Source organism: Pseudomonas nabeulensis (assembly GCF_004682045.1).
In the GTDB taxonomy this organism is placed as follows: Bacteria; Pseudomonadota; Gammaproteobacteria; order Pseudomonadales; family Pseudomonadaceae; genus Aquipseudomonas; species Aquipseudomonas nabeulensis.
Genome location: NZ_QUZT01000046.1, coordinates 38,692 through 56,453 on the forward strand (window position 1 = coordinate 38,692; position 17,762 = coordinate 56,453).

The 17,762-nt window shown below is 60.6% G+C and carries 16 protein-coding genes; 8 read left to right on the forward strand and 8 right to left on the reverse strand.

Annotated elements, in window-relative coordinates; translation table 11 throughout:
• Positions 1 to 2: 2 nt before the first annotated feature.
• The 3 genes from DYL61_RS21685 to DYL61_RS21695 are packed head-to-tail and all read right to left on the reverse strand — an operon-like array spanning position 3 to position 2,203.
• On the reverse strand, positions 3 to 329 hold the full coding sequence (locus tag DYL61_RS21685; RefSeq protein WP_135310028.1) for a DUF3325 domain-containing protein: 327 nt from the start codon (positions 327 to 329) through the stop codon (positions 3 to 5).
• Complete coding sequence (locus tag DYL61_RS21690; RefSeq protein WP_135310029.1) at positions 330 to 1,904, reverse strand: PepSY-associated TM helix domain-containing protein; 1,575 nt, start codon at positions 1,902 to 1,904, stop codon at positions 330 to 332.
• The gene (locus tag DYL61_RS21695) at positions 1,901 to 2,203 is read right to left on the reverse strand and encodes a DUF3649 domain-containing protein (RefSeq protein ID WP_135310030.1); all 303 of its coding nucleotides are present in this window, start codon (positions 2,201 to 2,203) and stop codon (positions 1,901 to 1,903) included. Before DYL61_RS21695 ends, DYL61_RS21690 begins: the two co-directional genes overlap by 4 nt.
• A gap of 169 nt (positions 2,204 to 2,372) precedes the next feature.
• Here DYL61_RS21695 and DYL61_RS21700 point away from each other — a divergent pair, with 169 nt between their 5' ends.
• The 3 genes from DYL61_RS21700 to fecA all read left to right on the forward strand — a co-directional run bounded on the left by DYL61_RS21700 (position 2,373) and on the right by fecA (position 6,227).
• On the forward strand, positions 2,373 to 2,861 hold the full coding sequence (locus tag DYL61_RS21700) for a sigma-70 family RNA polymerase sigma factor (RefSeq protein ID WP_135310031.1): 489 nt from the start codon (positions 2,373 to 2,375) through the stop codon (positions 2,859 to 2,861).
• Positions 2,858 to 3,799, forward strand: coding sequence for a FecR domain-containing protein (locus tag DYL61_RS21705; protein ID WP_135310032.1), 942 nt, complete (start codon positions 2,858 to 2,860; stop codon positions 3,797 to 3,799). The genes DYL61_RS21700 and DYL61_RS21705 overlap by 4 nt, the downstream gene beginning before the upstream one ends.
• 91 nt (positions 3,800 to 3,890) lie before the next feature.
• Entirely contained in the window at positions 3,891 to 6,227 is a 2,337-nt protein-coding gene (fecA, locus tag DYL61_RS21710; protein ID WP_135310033.1) for a TonB-dependent Fe(3+) dicitrate receptor FecA, read from the forward strand.
• A 62-nt stretch (positions 6,228 to 6,289) separates the two neighbouring features.
• On the opposite strand, the gene DYL61_RS21715 is transcribed toward fecA, so the two are convergent.
• Positions 6,290 to 7,162: a LysR family transcriptional regulator gene (locus tag DYL61_RS21715; RefSeq protein ID WP_135310034.1), complete on the reverse strand. Its 873-nt coding sequence runs from the start codon at positions 7,160 to 7,162 to the stop codon at positions 6,290 to 6,292.
• A gap of 105 nt (positions 7,163 to 7,267) precedes the next feature.
• Between DYL61_RS21715 and DYL61_RS21720 the strand changes: the two genes are divergently transcribed.
• Positions 7,268 to 8,782 carry an MFS transporter gene (locus DYL61_RS21720; RefSeq protein WP_135310035.1) on the forward strand — a complete coding sequence of 505 codons (1,515 nt, stop codon included), beginning with the start codon at positions 7,268 to 7,270 and terminating at the stop codon, positions 8,780 to 8,782.
• Positions 8,783 to 8,836: 54 nt separating this feature from the next.
• Here the strand turns inward: DYL61_RS21720 and DYL61_RS21725 are convergent, their stop codons facing one another.
• Both DYL61_RS21725 and DYL61_RS21730 read right to left on the reverse strand, forming a co-directional pair.
• Positions 8,837 to 9,247 (reverse strand): HPF/RaiA family ribosome-associated protein, encoded by a 411-nt coding sequence (locus tag DYL61_RS21725; protein WP_135310036.1) that lies wholly within the window; start codon positions 9,245 to 9,247, stop codon positions 8,837 to 8,839.
• A 212-nt stretch (positions 9,248 to 9,459) separates the two neighbouring features.
• Positions 9,460 to 10,407, reverse strand: a complete 948-nt coding sequence (locus DYL61_RS21730) for a LysR substrate-binding domain-containing protein (protein ID WP_105696032.1) — start codon at positions 10,405 to 10,407, stop codon at positions 9,460 to 9,462.
• A 137-nt stretch (positions 10,408 to 10,544) separates the two neighbouring features.
• Between DYL61_RS21730 and DYL61_RS21735 the strand changes: the two genes are divergently transcribed.
• From DYL61_RS21735 to DYL61_RS21745, 3 genes are all read left to right on the forward strand, one after another.
• Positions 10,545 to 11,921 carry an L-serine ammonia-lyase gene (locus DYL61_RS21735; RefSeq protein WP_135310037.1) on the forward strand — a complete coding sequence of 459 codons (1,377 nt, stop codon included), beginning with the start codon at positions 10,545 to 10,547 and terminating at the stop codon, positions 11,919 to 11,921.
• Positions 11,922 to 11,983: 62 nt separating this feature from the next.
• Positions 11,984 to 13,270 (forward strand): serine/threonine transporter, encoded by a 1,287-nt coding sequence (locus DYL61_RS21740; protein WP_135310038.1) that lies wholly within the window; start codon positions 11,984 to 11,986, stop codon positions 13,268 to 13,270.
• 273 nt (positions 13,271 to 13,543) lie between these two features.
• Positions 13,544 to 13,858: a DUF3509 domain-containing protein gene (locus DYL61_RS21745; protein WP_105696035.1), complete on the forward strand. Its 315-nt coding sequence runs from the start codon at positions 13,544 to 13,546 to the stop codon at positions 13,856 to 13,858.
• On the opposite strand, the gene DYL61_RS21750 is transcribed toward DYL61_RS21745, so the two are convergent.
• Positions 13,855 to 14,343 (reverse strand): phosphate-starvation-inducible protein PsiE, encoded by a 489-nt coding sequence (locus tag DYL61_RS21750; RefSeq protein ID WP_135310039.1) that lies wholly within the window; start codon positions 14,341 to 14,343, stop codon positions 13,855 to 13,857. The two genes, DYL61_RS21745 and DYL61_RS21750, sit on opposite strands and share 4 nt — an antisense overlap.
• Positions 14,344 to 14,820: 477 nt before the next feature.
• Here DYL61_RS21750 and DYL61_RS21755 point away from each other — a divergent pair, with 477 nt between their 5' ends.
• A complete protein-coding gene (locus DYL61_RS21755) occupies positions 14,821 to 15,072 on the forward strand; it encodes a YebG family protein (protein WP_105696040.1) in 252 nt (83 codons plus the stop codon).
• A gap of 53 nt (positions 15,073 to 15,125) precedes the next feature.
• Here the strand turns inward: DYL61_RS21755 and DYL61_RS21760 are convergent, their stop codons facing one another.
• Complete coding sequence (locus DYL61_RS21760) at positions 15,126 to 17,507, reverse strand: membrane-bound PQQ-dependent dehydrogenase, glucose/quinate/shikimate family (RefSeq protein WP_135310040.1); 2,382 nt, start codon at positions 17,505 to 17,507, stop codon at positions 15,126 to 15,128.
• Between the last annotated feature and the right edge of the window lie 255 nt (positions 17,508 to 17,762).

Consider the following 17,762-nt stretch of genomic DNA (forward strand, 5'->3'; position numbering starts at 1 on the left):
GCTCAGAGGGTGGCGAAGGCCGCAACGGGGCTGGCCAGCAGGCCAACGCCCGCCAGGATCAAGGCCAGCCTTGGCCGATACGGCAACAACAGCACCAACAGCAGTGCGCTGAGCATCAGTACCGCGCACCACTCCACCAAACCCTGGCTCCAGCCGGCGACGGTCACAGCAGGCCAGATCGACGCGATCAGTAATAACCAACCGGCTGCGCGCAACATCCGCCGCCGATGGGGCGACGGTTTACTGTGCAGCAATTCACCATGGTGGCGGTCGGTGGACAGACACAGCGCGGTGAACCCGACGTAGCACATCAACAGCGCGAGGAGCATTCAGTGCGCCTCCTGCTTGAGGGTCAATGCGCGTGCCCGTTCGGCCTTGGGTTGCGGCGCCGTACGGTGCTGCATTTTCCACGCGGCCCACGCGAGGAACACACCGCTGGCCAGGCATGTCAGATCAAAGCCGGCCATGGCCCAGTCGCCCTTGGCCAACGAGGCGCCCAGATGGTAAGGCGTGGTCAACGCGTTGAGCAGTGGAATCGCCACAAACAACAGTGCGCCGACACTCAATTGCTCGACCCAACCCTGGCGCCCACGACGCAATAGGGCGTGCAGCAGGCTCAGGCCCCAGGCGATAAAGAACGTTTGCACTTCCCAGTCGGAGCGTTCGGCGAAGCTCACCGGCAGCAGGCGATTGGCCCAGAAGAACGCGGCAATGGCGATCATCAGCCCGGACATGCTGGCGATATTCAGCACTTCCACCAGCCGCAACTCAAATGGCATCACGCCGGTTTTCGCGTGCTTGAGCTGGCGCTTGCCGAGCCAGATGACCAGCCCGGTGCCGATCATCGCCGTGCCGGCCAGGCCGCAGATAAAGTACAGCCAGCGCAACACCGGGCCGGCGAAATGGCCCATATGCAAACCGTAGAAACTGCCGCCGATGACCGCCGGCAGCGACGGCTCGCCACTGACCCGCAAGCGCTCGCCAGTGGTGCCATTGAACGACACGGTACTGCCAAAATCGTGCACCACGCTGTCGGCACCGGCGCGGAAGACGTTGACCGACGCGTTGACATCACCGGGATTGTTCACCGCTACTCGCCCGACATGGCCGCCCGCCCATTGCTCGCGGGCGTTCTCGTACATCGGCCCCAATGGCAGCAGTTGTCCCGGCTGACCGAGCGCAGGCGCGTTGTTGGTATTGGGGAACACTTCATTAAAGAAGGCGCGGGCGTCATTGCCATAGGAGGCGAGGATTGGCGCAGGCATCACCATGCTCATGAAAATCACCAGGCTGCTGTAGGTGATCATCAGGTGAAACGGCAATACCAGCACGCCCACGGCGTTGTGCCCGTCGAGCCAGGAGCGCTGGCCTTTGCGCGGGCGGAAGGTGAAGAAGTCCTTGAAGATTTTCTTGTGGGTGATGATGCCGGTGATCAATGCGATAAACATCACCATCGCCGCCGTGGTCGACAGCCAGCGCCCCCACGGGTGAGGCATTTGCAGTTGGAAGTGGAAACGATAGAAGAATTCGCCGCCCATGCTTTCACGGGCTTGCACGGCTTCGCCGCTGACCGGGTCGAGGGTTTTCTGGATGAAGTTGCCGCGCTTGCCAGGGTCGACCTTGTCTTGCCACATCACCGACAGGCCAGGGTCGCGGCGGTCTGGCAGGGTGATGAACCAGCGCGCGGCGGTCGGAGCCACTTGCTGCAAATAGGCTTGGGCAACACCCAGGCTACGGGCATCGTCGAGCGGATGGGCCTGTACTTCGGGTTGCATCCAGTGGCTGATTTCATCTTTGAAATACGACAGGGTGCCGGTCAGGAAAATCGCGAATAGCAGCCAGCCAAAGATCAATCCGGCCCAGGTGTGCAACCAGGCCATGGCCTGACGGAAACCCTCTTTCATGTGCGCACCATCCACATGCCTACGCCAGCCAGGGTGGCAAAGGCGGCACTGGGCAGCATCACCCCAAACCAGGCGCGCCACGCCGTACGGCAGGCGAAACACCAGAGCACCGCCAGCAGATAGAACACAAAGGAACTCATCATCCCGGTGATCACCGCATCGGCGCGGGACGTGGGCATCCACAACGCCAGGCAGATCGCAGCCAAGGACGCCATCAGGTAGCCGCCGACCACGGCCGCGAGTACGCGGGACGTGACGGCCAGACGGTACAGCGCGGGAACTGAGGTTTTGCTTTTCATGCGGGAGGCGCCAGGTTCATCAGCCAGCAATATTAATGATAAATATTCTCATAAGCAAAACAGAACGGATAAAACACCTGCCCTGACGGATTGCCGAACCTTACTCAGCCGCCTACAATGCGAACAATTCTTGTTCTCTAAAGCATGCTCGTAGCGCAGGGTGACCCCGTTGCCGCCGTCCAACACTGTCGAAGTTTTGTACAACGACCATCATCACTGGCTCACCGGCTGGTTGCGACGCAAACTCGGCTGCCCGGAAAGTGCTGCCGACCTGGCGCAAGACACCTTTATCCGCGTGCTCACTGCCCGCGAAACACCGACGCTGATCGAACCCCGCGCCTTTCTCACCACCGTCGCCAAGCGCGTGCTGTTCAACTTCTACCGTCGCCAGGACCTGGAACGTGCCTACCTCGACGCCCTCGCGCAGATGCCCGAACACGTGGCGCCGTCTGAAGAAGAACGCGCAATCATCCTGCAAACCCTGGTGGAACTCGACCAACTGCTCGACGGCCTGCCCGTCCAGGTCAAACGCGCGTTTCTGCTGGCCCAGCTCGATGGCCTGACCTATGCGCAAATCGGCGCGGAACTGGGCATCTCCATCGCCACCGTCAAACGTCACCTGAGCAAAGCGGCCATGCGCTGCTACTTCGCCCTATGAACTTCTCGACCCAAGTCGCCGAACAAGCCGTGCATTGGCTGATGGAAATGCAGCAAGGCGCGCTCAACCCGCGCCAACAAGCGGCCTGGCAGCAATGGCTGAATGCCCACAGCGAGCACCAGCGCGCCTGGGACCACATGCAGCGCGTCAACCAGCGCCTGCGCGGCATGCCGTCGCCGCTGGCGCATGCGGCCTTGAATGCGCCGACCTCCACCAGCCGTCGCCAGGCGCTCAAGCTGCTGCTGATCCTCGGTGCCGGTTCCGCCGCTGCGTGGAGCCTGCGCCAGCAACATATCCTGCCGCCGCTGACCGCCGACTACCGCAGCCCCGTCGGCCAGCGCCGCAAGGTGCAGTTGGCGGATGGCAGCCAGTTGCAGCTCAACACTGGCAGTGCAGTGGATGTGCATTTCGATGGCCAGCAACGCCTGATCCGCCTGCTCGAAGGCGAGATCCTGCTGACCGGCGTCAAAGGCAGCGCACCACTGAATGTCTTGACCGGCCAGGGCCTGCTCACCAGCCAGGCGGCGCGGTTCAACGTGCGACAGTTCAACGACCACTCCCAACTGGCGGTCCTCGACGGCCAGGTCGAGGTGATGCCCAACACTTACAGCGGCCTGCCGCTGACGGTCCAAACCGCGCATCAAGTCAACTTCACCCGCAAGGGTTGGGACAGCCCGCGCCCTACCGACGCCAACAGCGGCGCCTGGGCCGATGGCATGTTGATGGCTGCGCATATGCGCCTGGAGGACTTCCTCGGTGAATTGGGGCGCTATCGCCGCGGCCAGCTCAATTGCGATCCGCAGGTGGCCAACCTGTTGATCTCCGGCAGTTACCCGCTGGATGACAGCGAACGCATCCTGGACCTGCTGGAAGTGAGCCTGCCGGTCAAAGTGCGACGCTTTACCCGCTACTGGGTGACGGTGCAGGCACGCGCCTGAAATTATTTTCGACAACTGTGAGCCGTTTTCCACACCTCGCGTGACAGAGAAGGAAAGCCACCTTGATCCTTCCTTCTCAGGACCGCTCTTCATGCCCCAGCAACCGACGCTTCTTGCCCGCACCCTGCGCCAACTCCTACTCGGCGCCAGCCTGAGTCTTACTGTGCTTCCTACAGTGATGGCTGCCGAAGCCAAGCCTTATCACATCGCACCAAGTTCGCTGGAAGCTGCACTGAACCAGTTTGGCCGTGAAGCCGGCGTGCTGATTTCCTTCGGCTCCGAAGTGACGGCGGGCATGCAGAGTCGTGGTTTGAACGGCAACTACAGCGCCGCCGAGGGCCTGCAAACACTGCTGGAAGGCACCGGCCTGCAAGCCCGCGCCGAAGGCGACAATGCCTACAGCCTGCAACCGGCCAATGCCCCCGCCACGATCGAGTTGGGCACTTCCAGCGTGGTCGGCGACTGGCTTGGCGATGCAGCGCAGACCAACGTGTTCGAACACCCCGGCGCCCGCGACGTGATCCGCCGCGAAGAATTCGAACGCCAGGGCGCCACCCAGGCCCGCGATGTGCTAAACCGCATCCCCGGCGTCAATGCCCCGGAAAACAACGGCACCGGCAGCCATGACATGGCGCTGAACTTCGGCATTCGCGGCCTCAACCCGCGTCTGGCGTCGCGCTCTACGGTATTGATGGACGGTATCCCGGTGCCCTTCGCACCCTATGGCCAGCCGCAACTGTCGTTCGCGCCCATCAGCATGGGCAACATGGACGCCGTGGACGTGGTGCGCGGCGGCGGCGCCGTGCGGTACGGCCCGCAGAACGTCGGCGGCGTGGTCAACTTCGTGACCCGTGCGATCCCGGATGCGCCCACCGTCAAAGGAGGCTTCCAGACCGAGACCAGCCCGTCCTCCAGCCATGACGGCTTCAAGACCACCGCCAACCTGCTGGCCGGCGGCACGGCGGATAACGGCTTGGGCGGCGCAATCCTCTACTCCGGCACCCGTGGCGGCGACTGGCGCGAAAACAGCAACACCCGCATCGATGACCTGATCCTCAAGGGCAAATACCAGCTGGACGAGGCCAACAGCTTCAACGCCATGGCGCAGTACTACGAAGGCCAGGCCGATATGCCTGGGGGCTTGAACGTTGCGGACTACAAGGCCGATCCTTATCAGTCGACCCGCCCCTACGACAAATTCTGGGGCCGCCGTACGATGTTCAACGCCGGCTATCGCTACCAGGAAGACCGCCGCGAATTCACCGTGAATACCTTCTTCACCACCACCCTGCGCAACGGTTACCTGGACCAGACCCGCTTCCTGTCCCTGTCGCCCCGTGAGTATTGGGTGCGCGGCCTGGAAACCCGTTTCGCCCAGGGCTTTGACCTCGGCAACACCAGCCACGAAGTCGGCGTGGGTTACCGCTACATCAACGAAGCCGGCCACGAGATGCGCTACACCACGCCGATCACCGCCAACCAGCAGATCCCGACCACCAACAGCAAGAACGACCGTGACACCCGTGGCAGCACCGAAGCCAACGCGTTCTTCATCGACGACCGCATCGATATCGGCAAGTGGACCATCACCCCTGGCGTGCGCTACGAAATGGTCAAGTCCGAGCAGACCGACCATATCAACAACCTCAATTACAAAGGCGACTACAACACCGCGTTGCCAGCGTTGAACGTGCTCTACCACCTCACCGACAGCTGGAACCTCTACGCCAACACCGAAGGCTCGTTCGGCAGCGTGCAGTACAGCCAAATGGCCAAGCGCGTGCCCAAGGGCGAAGTCAAACCGGAAAAAGCACGCACCTGGGAAATTGGCACCCGCTATGACGACGGCACGTTGCGTGCTGAAATCGGCGCATTCCTGATCAACTTCGACAACCAATATGAAAGCAACCAGACCGACGATTCGGTGATCGCCCGTGGCGAGACTCGCCATCAAGGCATCGAGACCAGCGTCAACTACGCCCTCGATGGCTTGAGCCCCGCACTGGCCGGGTTCGATGTGTACGCCACCTACGCGTATGTCGACGCAACCATCCGCGAAGACGGCCCGAACGAAGGCAACCGCGTGCCCTTCTCGTCCAAGCACAAAGGCACACTGGGCGTGGGTTACACCGAAGGCCCCTGGAAACTGAACCTGGACAGCAGCTTCCAGAGCAGCCAGTTCGCCGACAACGCCAACACCCGGCAGGAAAGTGCCGACGGCAGTACCGGACGCATCCCTGGCTACATGTTGTTCAGCAGCCGCGCGGCGTACGACTTTGGTCCGCAGCTGTCGGACTTGAACGTGGCGGTGGGTGTGAAAAACATCTTCAACACCCAGTACTTCACCCGCTCGTTCGATGACAACAACAAGGGCAAGTACGTGGGTGAGCCGCGCACCGTCTACGTACAAACCTCCATCGCCTTCTAAGCACACAGGAGTCTGTGGCGAGGGAGCTTGCTCCCGCTGGGCCGCAAAGCGGCCCCACCCCATCAGCTACCCGCCAGACAACTGGGAGTCGCCGCAACCAACGCGTCAATAGCACAACGGATCTTGGCCGGCATATGCGGTGCGGTCGGCCAGATCACATGAATCGGCGACGGTTGTTCGCGGTAGCTGGGCAGTACCGCTTCCAATTGACCGCGCAGCACGTAATGCGCGATCAACCAACTCGGCAACCAGGCCAGGCCGACGCCTGCGATAGCGGCATCGGCCACGGCCTGGAGGTCGTCCAGCACCAACGGTGATACCAGCCGTGAACGGTGGGATGTGTTGGTTCTGTAGGCAATGCCTCGATGGCTTGTCAGATCCTCGGAAGTTTGGATTTTTCCCACGCGCTGTACGTAAGCCGGTGACGCGGCCAGGCCCATGACCTGTTCCCCCAGGCGGCGTGCGCTCAGACGATCGGTGTCGGGCAGGTCGCCGATCCGCACGGCAATATCGAAGCCTTCCTGCACCAGGTCGGTCATGCGGTCAGAGAAACAGATCTCGATCTCCAATTCCGGATATCGCTCCATCAACCCCCACAGTGCAGGCGCCGCATAGTGATGCCCAAACGCCAGCGGCACGCTTGCCCTTAACCGGCCGCGCGGCTGTTGCCGGCCGCTTTCCAGCACCGATTCCGCAGCCTCAAGTTCCGCCAAGGCTCGTAGACAATGTTCGTAGTACGCCTGCCCATCTTCGGTCAGATATTGGCGCCGGGTTGAGCGCTGCAACAGACGTGTACCCAAGCGCGCTTCCAACCGCGCCAGGCCCTTGCCCACGGCGGAGCGGGTGAGGTTCAGCCGCTCGGCGGCCTCCGTCAGATTGCCGCTCTCCACGATCTGTAGGAACAGTTCAACGCCGTCAAAACGCGGGATCGCCATGATTGGATTGTCGCCCTTTATTCCCTTATCAACGGAAAAACTATCACGAATACAGCGCTGAATTCCCCTGAATATGAACCGACTTTATCTTTTCAGGAGAATCCCATGCCACCCGCCGCCACCTTATCGGCCAACAGCACGCCTGGCACTGCCAGGAACGGCCTCGCCCTCACCGCCGTGTGCCTGGTGGCCCTGATGTTCGGCCTGGAAATCTCCAGCGTGCCGGTCATCCTGCCTACGCTGGAACAGCAACTGGGCACCGGTTTCCAGGATGCCCAATGGATCATGAATGCCTACACCCTGGCCTGCACCAGCGTGCTGATGGCGGCGGGCACGCTGGCGGATCGCTTTGGTCGGCGGCGCGTGCTGGTGTTATGCCTGTGGTTATTCGGCTTGGCTTCGTTGGCCTGCGGCCTGGCCGCAGACGCTTCGACACTGATCACGGCACGTTTCGTACAAGGCGTGGGCGCAGGCGCCATGATGATCTGCCAGTTCGCAATTCTGTCGCACCTGTTTCGCGAACCGGCAGCGCGGGCTCGGGCCTTTGCGATATGGGGTGTGATTGCCGGCATCGGCTTGGGGTTCGGTCCGATGGTGGGGGCGTTGATCCTGGCAATAGCGGACTGGCGCTGGGTATTTCTCGTCCATGTGCCGCTGACGTTGCTTACCCTGGGACTGCTGCATATCAGCGTGCAGGAATCCCGCGACCCGGCCAGCCATCGCCTGGATATCGCCGGGATGCTCACCCTGACGCTGGCGGTGTTTGCGCTGGTGTATTTCATCACCCAAGGCAGCGAATACGGGTTCGGCACACCGGCCATGCTCGGCTGGGCGGGGCTGTCGCTGGCCGGGCTGCTGCTGTTCATCGTGATGGAACGGCGCAGCTCCCACCCGATGTTCGACTTCTCGGTGTTTCGCATCCAACGTTTCAACGGTGCGTTGATGGGCTCTATCGGCATGAATTTCAGCTTCTGGCCATTCATGATCTACCTGCCACTCTATTTCCAGGCGGGCCTGGGTTACGACACCCTCACCACCGGCGGTGCCCTGCTCGCCTACACGCTGCCCACCTTGCTGGTGCCGCCATTGGCCGAACGCCTGGCGTTGCGCTACGGCGCAGAACGCATCATCCCACTAGGGTTGGGCCTGATGGGCGTAGGTTTTTTGAGCATGTTTGCGGTCAACAGTGCGGCACAACCGAGTATCTGGCTGCTCCTGACAAGCTGTGTGATTGCCGGGGTGGGCCTGGCCTTGACCAATTCACCCACCACCAACACCACCACCGCATCGGTATCGGCCGACCGCGCAGGCATGGCGTCAGGCATCGACTTCAGTGCACGGCTGATTACCCTGGCGCTGAACATTGCGTTGATGGGACTGGTCTTGCTGCTGGGCATCGGCGATCAACTGGCCAGAGTGCTTCCCACCAGCACGGCGTTGGAGTGGCCGGTCATCAGTCAGCACATCGCGGCGGGCAAACTGGCAGCAACCACCGGCTTAACGTTCATCGATGCCCAGACGGCACTGCGCAATGGCGTTGGCTGGGCGATGTTGTTTGCGGGAGGGGGCGCTTGTGGGTTGGCGCTGCTGAGCCGGTACTTTTTCCGACGTAGCCGCTAAACGCAAACGGGCCTGCAGATGCAGGCCCGTCTTTAGTGGGAGTAGAAAAATCTGTCAGCCGTTAAAGACCGCACGTTCCTTTTCCAGAAACTCCTGTTCAAGTTCGTCTTCATTCACTTTGGTGGTTGGCTGGTTTTTCCCGGCAGCGCGTGGCTTGCCTTGCAGTTTGCCAAACAGATGTTCCAGCGCATGGTCCAGCTTGGTGGCCGCACCGTCGATGGCCTGTTCCAGGCTATCAGCCTTGTGCAGCACCGACAGCGCTTGATGGCCTTTTGGCCGCGCTTCCAGACGGCAACTTAAATCGTGGGGACCGGGCTTGTCGCCGTTCTCATCCCGCAGGTAGACCTCCACTCGGGTCAGGTCTTCTTCGTAACGTTCGAGCGTGCTCTCAATGGTAGTTTTTACCCACTCCTCCAGTCGGATGCTGCTTTCAATATGGTTATCGCTATTGACTTGGATTTGCATAGTTCTTCCCTTATTTCAGCTAGCTCGCGAGAGATCACAACTGCCCCACCGATGCGGTGAAACCATGACCTCTTGGTTACACAATTGAGCACTGCGCGAAACAATTCAAGCCCTTTGAAAAGATAAATCCCACATTACAAATTAACTCTGACTACAAGCAAAAACACTGTTAGGGTGGGGAGTTAGTTACATCTTCTTACGCCCAGCGAACCTCATAATTGCCCCTCTGCCAACGGGTGCAAGCTGCGAAAAATCTCCGCTTCCTCCACCAGCCAATCATGCACCGCCCGCACGCCCGGATGGCTCAACGCGCCCGGCGCATACAGCAACACGTAGCGTTTATGGTTGGGCACGGCCAGGCCGAATGGCACGATCAAGGTGCCGCGCTCCAGTTCATCGTTAAGCAAGGTGCGCCGTGCGATGGCCACGCCCATTCCGGCGATGGCGGCCTCAATGGTCAGGTGGTTACGGTTGAAGGTATGGCCACGGCGAACGTCGGCGACGTGATAGCCGATGGCATTCAGGTAAAACTCCCACTCGGCATACTCATAACTCCCACGCCACGCGGTAATGTCGTGTAGCAACGGGAAGTGCACCAAGTCGGCCGGGCCATGCAACGGTGGGCGACCGCGCAACAGGCTGGGTGCACACACTGGGAAAATCTGCTCATCCAACAGGGCTGTGGATAACAGGCCAGGGTAGCTGCCATCGTTCAAGTCGATGGCCAGGTCGAAGTCGCCTTCATGCAGGGCGATGCTGCTGTCTTCGGCGACCATGCGCAGTTGAATATCCGGGAAACGTTGCTGCAAGCGCGGCAAACGTGGGGTCAGCCACTTGCCCAGGAACGATGGAATCGAGCGCAGTCGCAGGGTTCCGCTGATCATCCCCGCATCCAGCCGCTGCAATTCCGCATCGATGCTGCCGTAGGCCTCCCCCACCGTCGCCGCCAGGCGCTGCCCCTCGGCACTGAGTTCCACCCCCCGTGCGCGTCGATGGAACAAACGAAACCCCAAACGCTCCTCCAACTGACGAATCTGCTGGCTCACCGCCCCCGGCGTGATGTGCAGTTCTTCGGCGCAGCGGGTAAACGACAAATGCCGCGCCGCGCAGGAAAACACGTGCAACCAGACGTAAGTCTGGCCATGGAGGGGGCGGGTCATAGGGTTTAGTCCTGCTAAAGGGTGTCTTAGGATAATTCGTTGGTCAGTGCCGATCCAGAGGCTCAGTATCGCGCCAATTCCGCTCGTCCTACAAAACATGGCAGCGATTCCTACTCCATTGCTTGTAAGGCTTTAGCATGGCTATCAGTGTTTTCGATCTATTCAAGGTGGGCATCGGCCCGTCCAGCTCCCACACCGTGGGTCCCATGCGGGCGGCGGCGACCTTCGCCCAAGGGCTGATCGACCAACACTTGCTGAGCGCCACTCGTCGCGTCGAAGTGCGCCTGTACGGCTCGCTGTCCGCCACCGGCGTCGGCCATGCCACCGACCGCGCCTGTGTGATGGGCTTGATGGGTGAATGGCCAGACAAAGTCGACCCGACGTCGATCAATGCACGCATCCAACAACTGCGCGAGTCCGGCAGGCTATTGCTCGCAGGCACTGAAGACATTGCCTTCAACTGGCACAGCGACCTCCTGCTGCTGGACGAAAGCCTGCCCTACCACCCCAACGCCATGTCCCTGCACGCCTATGGCGACAACGGCCTGTTGAGCGAACAAACCTATTACTCGGTGGGCGGCGGTTTCATCATCGATGCGGCGGAGGCGGCCTCGGGTATCGCGCCGACCAGCGATGTGGAATTGCCCTACGACTTTTCCAGCGCCGTCGAGTTGCTGGCCTTGTGCAAAAAACATGGCCTACGCGTTTCCGAACTGATGATGGCCAACGAACGTGCCTGGCGCAGTGACGAAGACATTCGCAGCGGCCTCTTGCATATCTGGTCGGTGATGCGCGAATGCGTGGAGCAAGGCCTGCGGGATGAAGGCATCTTGCCGGGTGGCTTGGACGTACCACGCCGTGCGGCGAAATTGCACCGCAGCCTGCTGGAAATCGGCAAGCCGAATGTGATCACTTCGACCTTGTCGGCCATGGAATGGGTGAACCTGTTCGCCCTCGCCGTCAACGAGGAAAACGCCGCCGGCGGGCGCATGGTCACCGCGCCGACCAACGGCGCGGCGGGCATCATTCCGGCGGTGCTGCATTACTACATGAAATTCAATCCACAAGCGTCCGACGACGACGTGGTCAATTTCTTCCTGGCCGCCGCCGCCGTCGGCATCCTGTGTAAGAAAAATGCCTCGATCTCCGGCGCCGAAGTCGGTTGCCAGGGCGAAGTCGGTTCGGCCTGCGCCATGGCCGCCGCCGGGCTGGCCGATGTGCTCGGCGCCACCCCGGAACAGTTGGAAAACGCCGCCGAAATCGGCCTGGAGCACAACCTTGGCCTTACTTGCGACCCGGTGGGTGGCCTGGTGCAAGTGCCGTGTATCGAGCGCAACGCCATCGCCGCCGTCAAGGCGATCAACGCCACGCAAATGGCCCTGCGTGGCGACGGCAAGCACTTCATTTCCCTCGACCGGGTGATCCGCACCATGCGCGATACCGGCGCCGACATGCATGACAAATACAAAGAAACTTCACGGGGCGGCCTGGCGGTCAGCTGGGTGGAGTGCTGATCGGAGCACTTCTACCCGCCCCATACGTGAGCCCGCGCAAAAATAATAACGAGGCAATAACGATGACCGATGTACGTACACCCGCCGTAGAAAACCCTGCTGTAGAAACAACCGTGACAAAGGGCTGGACCCCACACGACACCACCTGGATGCTCGGCCTCTACGGCACCGCCATCGGCGCGGGCACCCTGTTCCTGCCGATCAACGCCGGTGTCGGCGGTTTCTGGCCGCTGATCGTGCTGGCACTGCTGGCCTTTCCGATGACCTTCTTCGCCCACCGTGGGCTGACGCGCTTTGTGCTGTCAGGCAAATCCGGGGATATCACCGAAGTGGTCGAAGAACACTTCGGCGTCGGCGCGGGAAAACTCATTACCCTGCTCTACTTCTTCGCAATTTTCCCGATCCTGCTGGTGTACAGCGTGGCGCTGACCAACACCCTGGGCAGTTTCATGGAGCATCAACTGCACATGACGCCACCGCCGCGCGCGATTTTGTCGCTGGTGCTGATCCTCGGCCTGATGGCCATTGTGCGCTGCGGCCAGAGCGTGATCGTCAAGGCGATGAGCGTGCTGGTCTACCCATTCGTCGCCGCACTGTTGTTGCTGGCACTCAGCCTGATCCCCAACTGGAACGGCGCGTTCTTCGCCTCCGCCGGTGAGGGCATGCCCCTGCCGTTGTTCTTCAAAACCCTGTGGCTGGCGATTCCGGTGATGGTGTTTTCCTTCAACCATTCACCGATCATCTCCGCGTTCGCCGTCGACCAAAAGCGCGTGTACGGCGCCCAGGCCGAGCGCAAAAGCAGCGGCATTCTCGCCACGGCCCACGGCATGATGGTGTTGACCGTGATGTTCTTCTGCTTCAGTTGCGTACTGGCGCTGTCGCCCGCCGACCTGGCAGCGGCCAAGGCGCAGAACATCTCGATTCTGTCGTACCTGGCGAATCACTTCCAAACTCCGGTGATCGCCTACGCAGCGCCGTTGATCGCGCTGGTGGCGATTACCAAATCCTTCCTTGGCCACTACATCGGCGCCAGCGAAGGCTTCCAAGGGTTGATCGTCAAATCGTTACGCGGGCGTAACCGCTCGATATCGGCCAAATGGCTGGAGCGCAGCACCGCACTGTTCATGGTGTTGACCTGCTGGGCCGTGGCGACCTTCAACCCCAGCATCCTCGGCATGATCGAAACCCTGGGCGGGCCGATCATCGCGTGCCTGCTGTTCCTGATGCCGATGTATGCGATCCGCCGCGTGCCATCGCTGCGCCAGTATTCGGGTCAGGTATCGAATGTGTTTGTGGTGGTGATCGGGCTGATTGCGCTGTCTGCGATCGTTTTTTCAGTATTGCCCTGAAACAGGTCACCACCCTCAAGAACAACTTGGGTCACTGTGGGAGGGGGCTTGCCCCCGATTGCGGTGCATCAGCCAATGAATACTTGGCTGACACACTGCAATCGGGGGCAAGCCCCCTCCCACATTTGGACCACATGGTCAGGTAGATCGCTGTACGGCACGCCCCTTGCTGTACAGGTAGCGAGGGAAGTGAATGGCCGGTGGTCAGGCAACGCGAACTAATCCCGACACCGGTCGTCAATGACTGCATGTTCTTATCAGGCGGTACGCACCATGGACAATCCTTTTCAGATCATCACCGACACCTTCACCCCCAAATACCGCGTCAATCTGAGCATCCAACGGCTGGATGGCAGCATCATGCTCACCCTCTCCGACGAGGCGGGCGTGGTGGCCAAGCGCATGATCAGCGCCGAACAGCGCAACGACCCGCAGCGGCTTAAACGCCTGGTGCAAAGCATTCAATTCGGCATCGCCATCGAACAGGGCCACAGCGCCATGGAGATTTTGGCGGTGATGACAGACGGCGATCACAAAGTGTTGCAGCGACCGCCTGTACGGACGCTGCCCTTTAGCGTCGGGCTTTAAAGCTCGCCTTTCTCGGTTTCCAGGCTCGCCTCGCCCTTGCGACGCGGGCTTTCGACCTTCACCGAGGGGAACGCCGACGACGCATAGCGCACCACCAGGATCGAGAACGCCAACAGCAGAATCCCACCGCACAGGTAGATGATGCCTACGTCTGGCGGGTTGTGGTGGGACACGTTGGAGATCAGCAGGCGCGTGAGCGCGGTGATCGCCACGTAGATCAGGAAGCGCACCGGCATGTGGTTGGTCTTGAAGTAAATCCCGACCATTGCGCCCAATTCCAGGTAGATGAACAGCAGCAAGATGTCATCGATCTTGATATGCCCGTTCTCCAGCATCCCCAGAAACTCCATCACCGCCGCCCAGGCCGTCACCGCACCAATGGCGAACAGCGCCAGGTAGTGGAACGACTCCACAAACAGGTTACCCAGGGACTCAGCCAGTTCATGCACGTTCTGGCGCAGCCTTTCGGCCCAGTTGATTTTCACGATGATGCTTCCTTAGGTCGGCTCGACCGGATAATGCGGGTTGGACGTGACGGTTGTTCTGCATGCAGAAAAAAGGCCAGGCAGTGCAGAGTGAGATGATGGCGGGGTGATATGAGGCACACAGACCTAAACCTGACACTAAACCTGTGGCGAGCGAGCTTGCTCGCGCTCGGGCGCGAAGCGCCCGCAAAACCAGGCGATCGGTTACGACTGCCCGAACGCGGCGCTTTGCATTGGGGCTGCTGCGCAGCCCAGCGGGAGCAAGCTCCCTCGCCACATTGATGCCCACCCTGTAGCAATCGCTTAATTCCCAACTACATTAAAAACCTGCCACCCCCACACCAAGGTTGACTTATCTTTTTTACTGTATATAAATACAGCATCTTTCAGCCCCACCCTGCTGGATAACTGGCCGGCTTCACCCCTGGGCCAGCATGAAGTACTCCGACCAACACTGGACAAAACGACGAGGCCACTATGGCTGTTGAAACCCTTTACCGCAGTACCCGCGATTTGGAGACTACGTTCGTGGACCGCAAACTTGCCGATGCGCATGATCAGATGCTGGAACTGGCTGAGGAACTCGCCAAAGTGCTGATGGCAAACGTGCCGGACCTTTCGGAAGATCAGGCTGAAAACGCGAGTATCTTCATGGCGAAGAACCGTGCCGTGTTCGCGGCCGCGTTCAAGAGCAATGCCTCGGCCTTGAGCGAGCTTTCTGCCGAGTAAGAAGGGATGGGAAGTCGACGCCGCGATTGCGACGTCGCTTCATCAGGCCGTAATCAGCAGGTTGTGAGAACGGCCTGGCGCATTATTTCGCCGCGTCGGGCAATGCGTCCGCGGTTGTCGTTGGTGTTGGTGCGGGTTGCACCGCCAACGGTGATGACCACGTATTGCTTGCCATCACGGCCCACGTAGGACATCGGAGCGCCCTGCCCGCCGACGGGCAGGCGACCGCGCCACAGTTCTTTACCGCTGTCGTTGTCCAGGGCACGGATGTAGTAATCCAGGGTGCCATGGAAGAACGTCAGCCCGCCCTTGGTCACCAGTGGGCCGCCCATGGTCGGCATGCCCAGTGGCATGTTCACACCGGGGACGATGCCGTGTACCGGTGCGTCCTGGATGCTGCCCATCGGCACTTGCCACTTGGTTTTGCCAGTGGTCAGGTCGATGGCGGTCATGGTGCCGAACGGTGGTTTGAAGCACGGGACGCCCAGGGGCGAGACGAACATCGAGCGTTCAACACCCCATGGCGTGCCGAGTTGCTCGGAGTATTCGCCTTCGGTGCTCGGCTTCAGGCCGATCTCTTTGGCCTTTTCACGCTTGATGAAACGGCCCCACTGCGCCATGCGGATGTCGTTGACGATCAAGGTGCCGGTAGACGCATCGATCGCACCGCCGCCCCAGTTGATACCACCGTAGTAGCCTGGGTAGATCAGCGTGCGCTGGCCTTCGACGATAGGGGTGAACTCACCTTCCCAACGCATTTCCTTGAAGTCGATGCGGCACAGCAACTGGTCGAAGACCGTTGCGCCCCACATATCCGACTCTTTGAGTTTTTCAGCACCCACGGACAGCTGCGAGTACGGCTGGGTAGGCGAAATACGCATGCCCGGCACACCATCGGTGGCGACTTTGCGTTGTTCTACCGGGAACACCGGCTTGCCGTCGCGACGGTCGAGCACAAAGATCTGGCCGCGCTTGGTCATGGCGATGATGACCGGCGTGGTGCCGCCTTCCTTGTTCGGCAGGTCGTACAGGATCGGCTGGGCCGACACGTCGTAGTCGAACATGTCGTTGTTGGCGGTACGGAAGTGCCAGGCGTCGACGCCGGTTTTCACGTCGATAGCAACAATGGAGTCGTTGTACTCGTCCGAACCTTCGTGGCGGTTACCGTTCCAGAAGTCTGGGGTCTGGTTGCCGGTAGGAATGTAAACCAGGCCGAGTTTCTCATCGAAGGCCGCAGTGCCCCAGAAGTTCGGCGACTCTTTCGGGTACAGCTCGCCTTCCGGCAGCGGTACGCCACGCTTGGGGTTACGCGCATCCCAGGCCCACAGCAGCTCGCCGGTACGCACGTCGAAACCACGGGTCACGCCGGACGGCTCGTCGGTTTTCAGGTTGTCGTTGATCTTGCCACCGACCACGATCACATCACCGGCCACCAGAGGCGCAGAGGTGAGGTAGTAGGAGCCATCGGTGTTCGGGCCGATGCCTTTGAGCAGATCGACCACACCGTTCTCGCCAAACGACTCGCAGAGTTTGCCTGTCTTGGCGTCCAGCTCGATCAGGCGCGCGTCGACGGTGGTGGTGACGATACGCTGGCGGCATTCACCACCCGCCGCCGGTGTCGCACTGGCGGTGGCTTTGTCGGCATCAAAGTAGCCGACGCCACGGCAGCGTTTCCAACCGGCGTTGGCCGGGGTTTCCTTGATGTGTGCGTCGAACTTCCACTTCTGCGCGCCCGTGATCGGGTCCAGCGCGAAGACGTTGTTCAAGGGCGAACACAGGTAAACGGTGTCATCGACCTTCAGCGGCGTGCCCTGGTACTCGGCGCCGTTGATGGCCATGTCGCCGGTGTGGAAGGTCCACGCGACTTGCAGGTCTTTGACGTTGGCCTTGTTGATCTGGTCGAACTGGGCAAAACGCTCGCCATGGGTATTACGCCCGTAAGCAGTCCAATCGTTGCCATCGGCCACACCGGCCTCGGGCGCAATGACCTTGGCAGTGGCGCCAGGTTCGGCCACTACGGTCGGATGCGGCTGGAACATGCCGTAGCCAATTCCCGCGATGCTCGCGACCAACGCCAGGCACACCACGCCACGAGGGCCAGCGCCGAGCAGGCGACGATTGCCGTGCAGTGCAGGCACCAGCAGGGTCAGCACCAGCGCAATGACGATGAACGTCATCAGGCGCGGCACCAACTGCCAGAAGTCGAAACCGACCTCCCACAGCGACCACACCAAGGTGAAAGCCAACAAGAGCAACGCCAACCAGGTCGCCGCGATCTTGCGGCGCACCAGGCATATGCCACTGGCAACCATCAACGCCCCTGCCAGCACGTAATACCAGCTCCCTCCCAACCAGGCGAGCTTGATGCCCAACCCAGCCACAGCAATGCCGATCAAGGCCAGTACGGCCCCGATCAGTAGTGTCAGTACTCTCATTTTTTTTCCCGTTGAGTTAAGTGAAGCAACAGCAGGGTTTTTCCAACCCAATAAGAGAGCGCTCTCATAAAATAAAAGAGAGCGCTCTCTTATTGAGTCAAAAAAAAGCCCTTACATCGCTTAGGGCCTTGATCTAGACGCTTGCGTGCGTCCTGAACGAAGGCGGGCAATGGTAAGGACGGATGAGAATCACGTCAATTTAAAGTGCGGCAATCGGCCACACCTCAGCGCAAATCACTTTCGCGCAAATGCCAG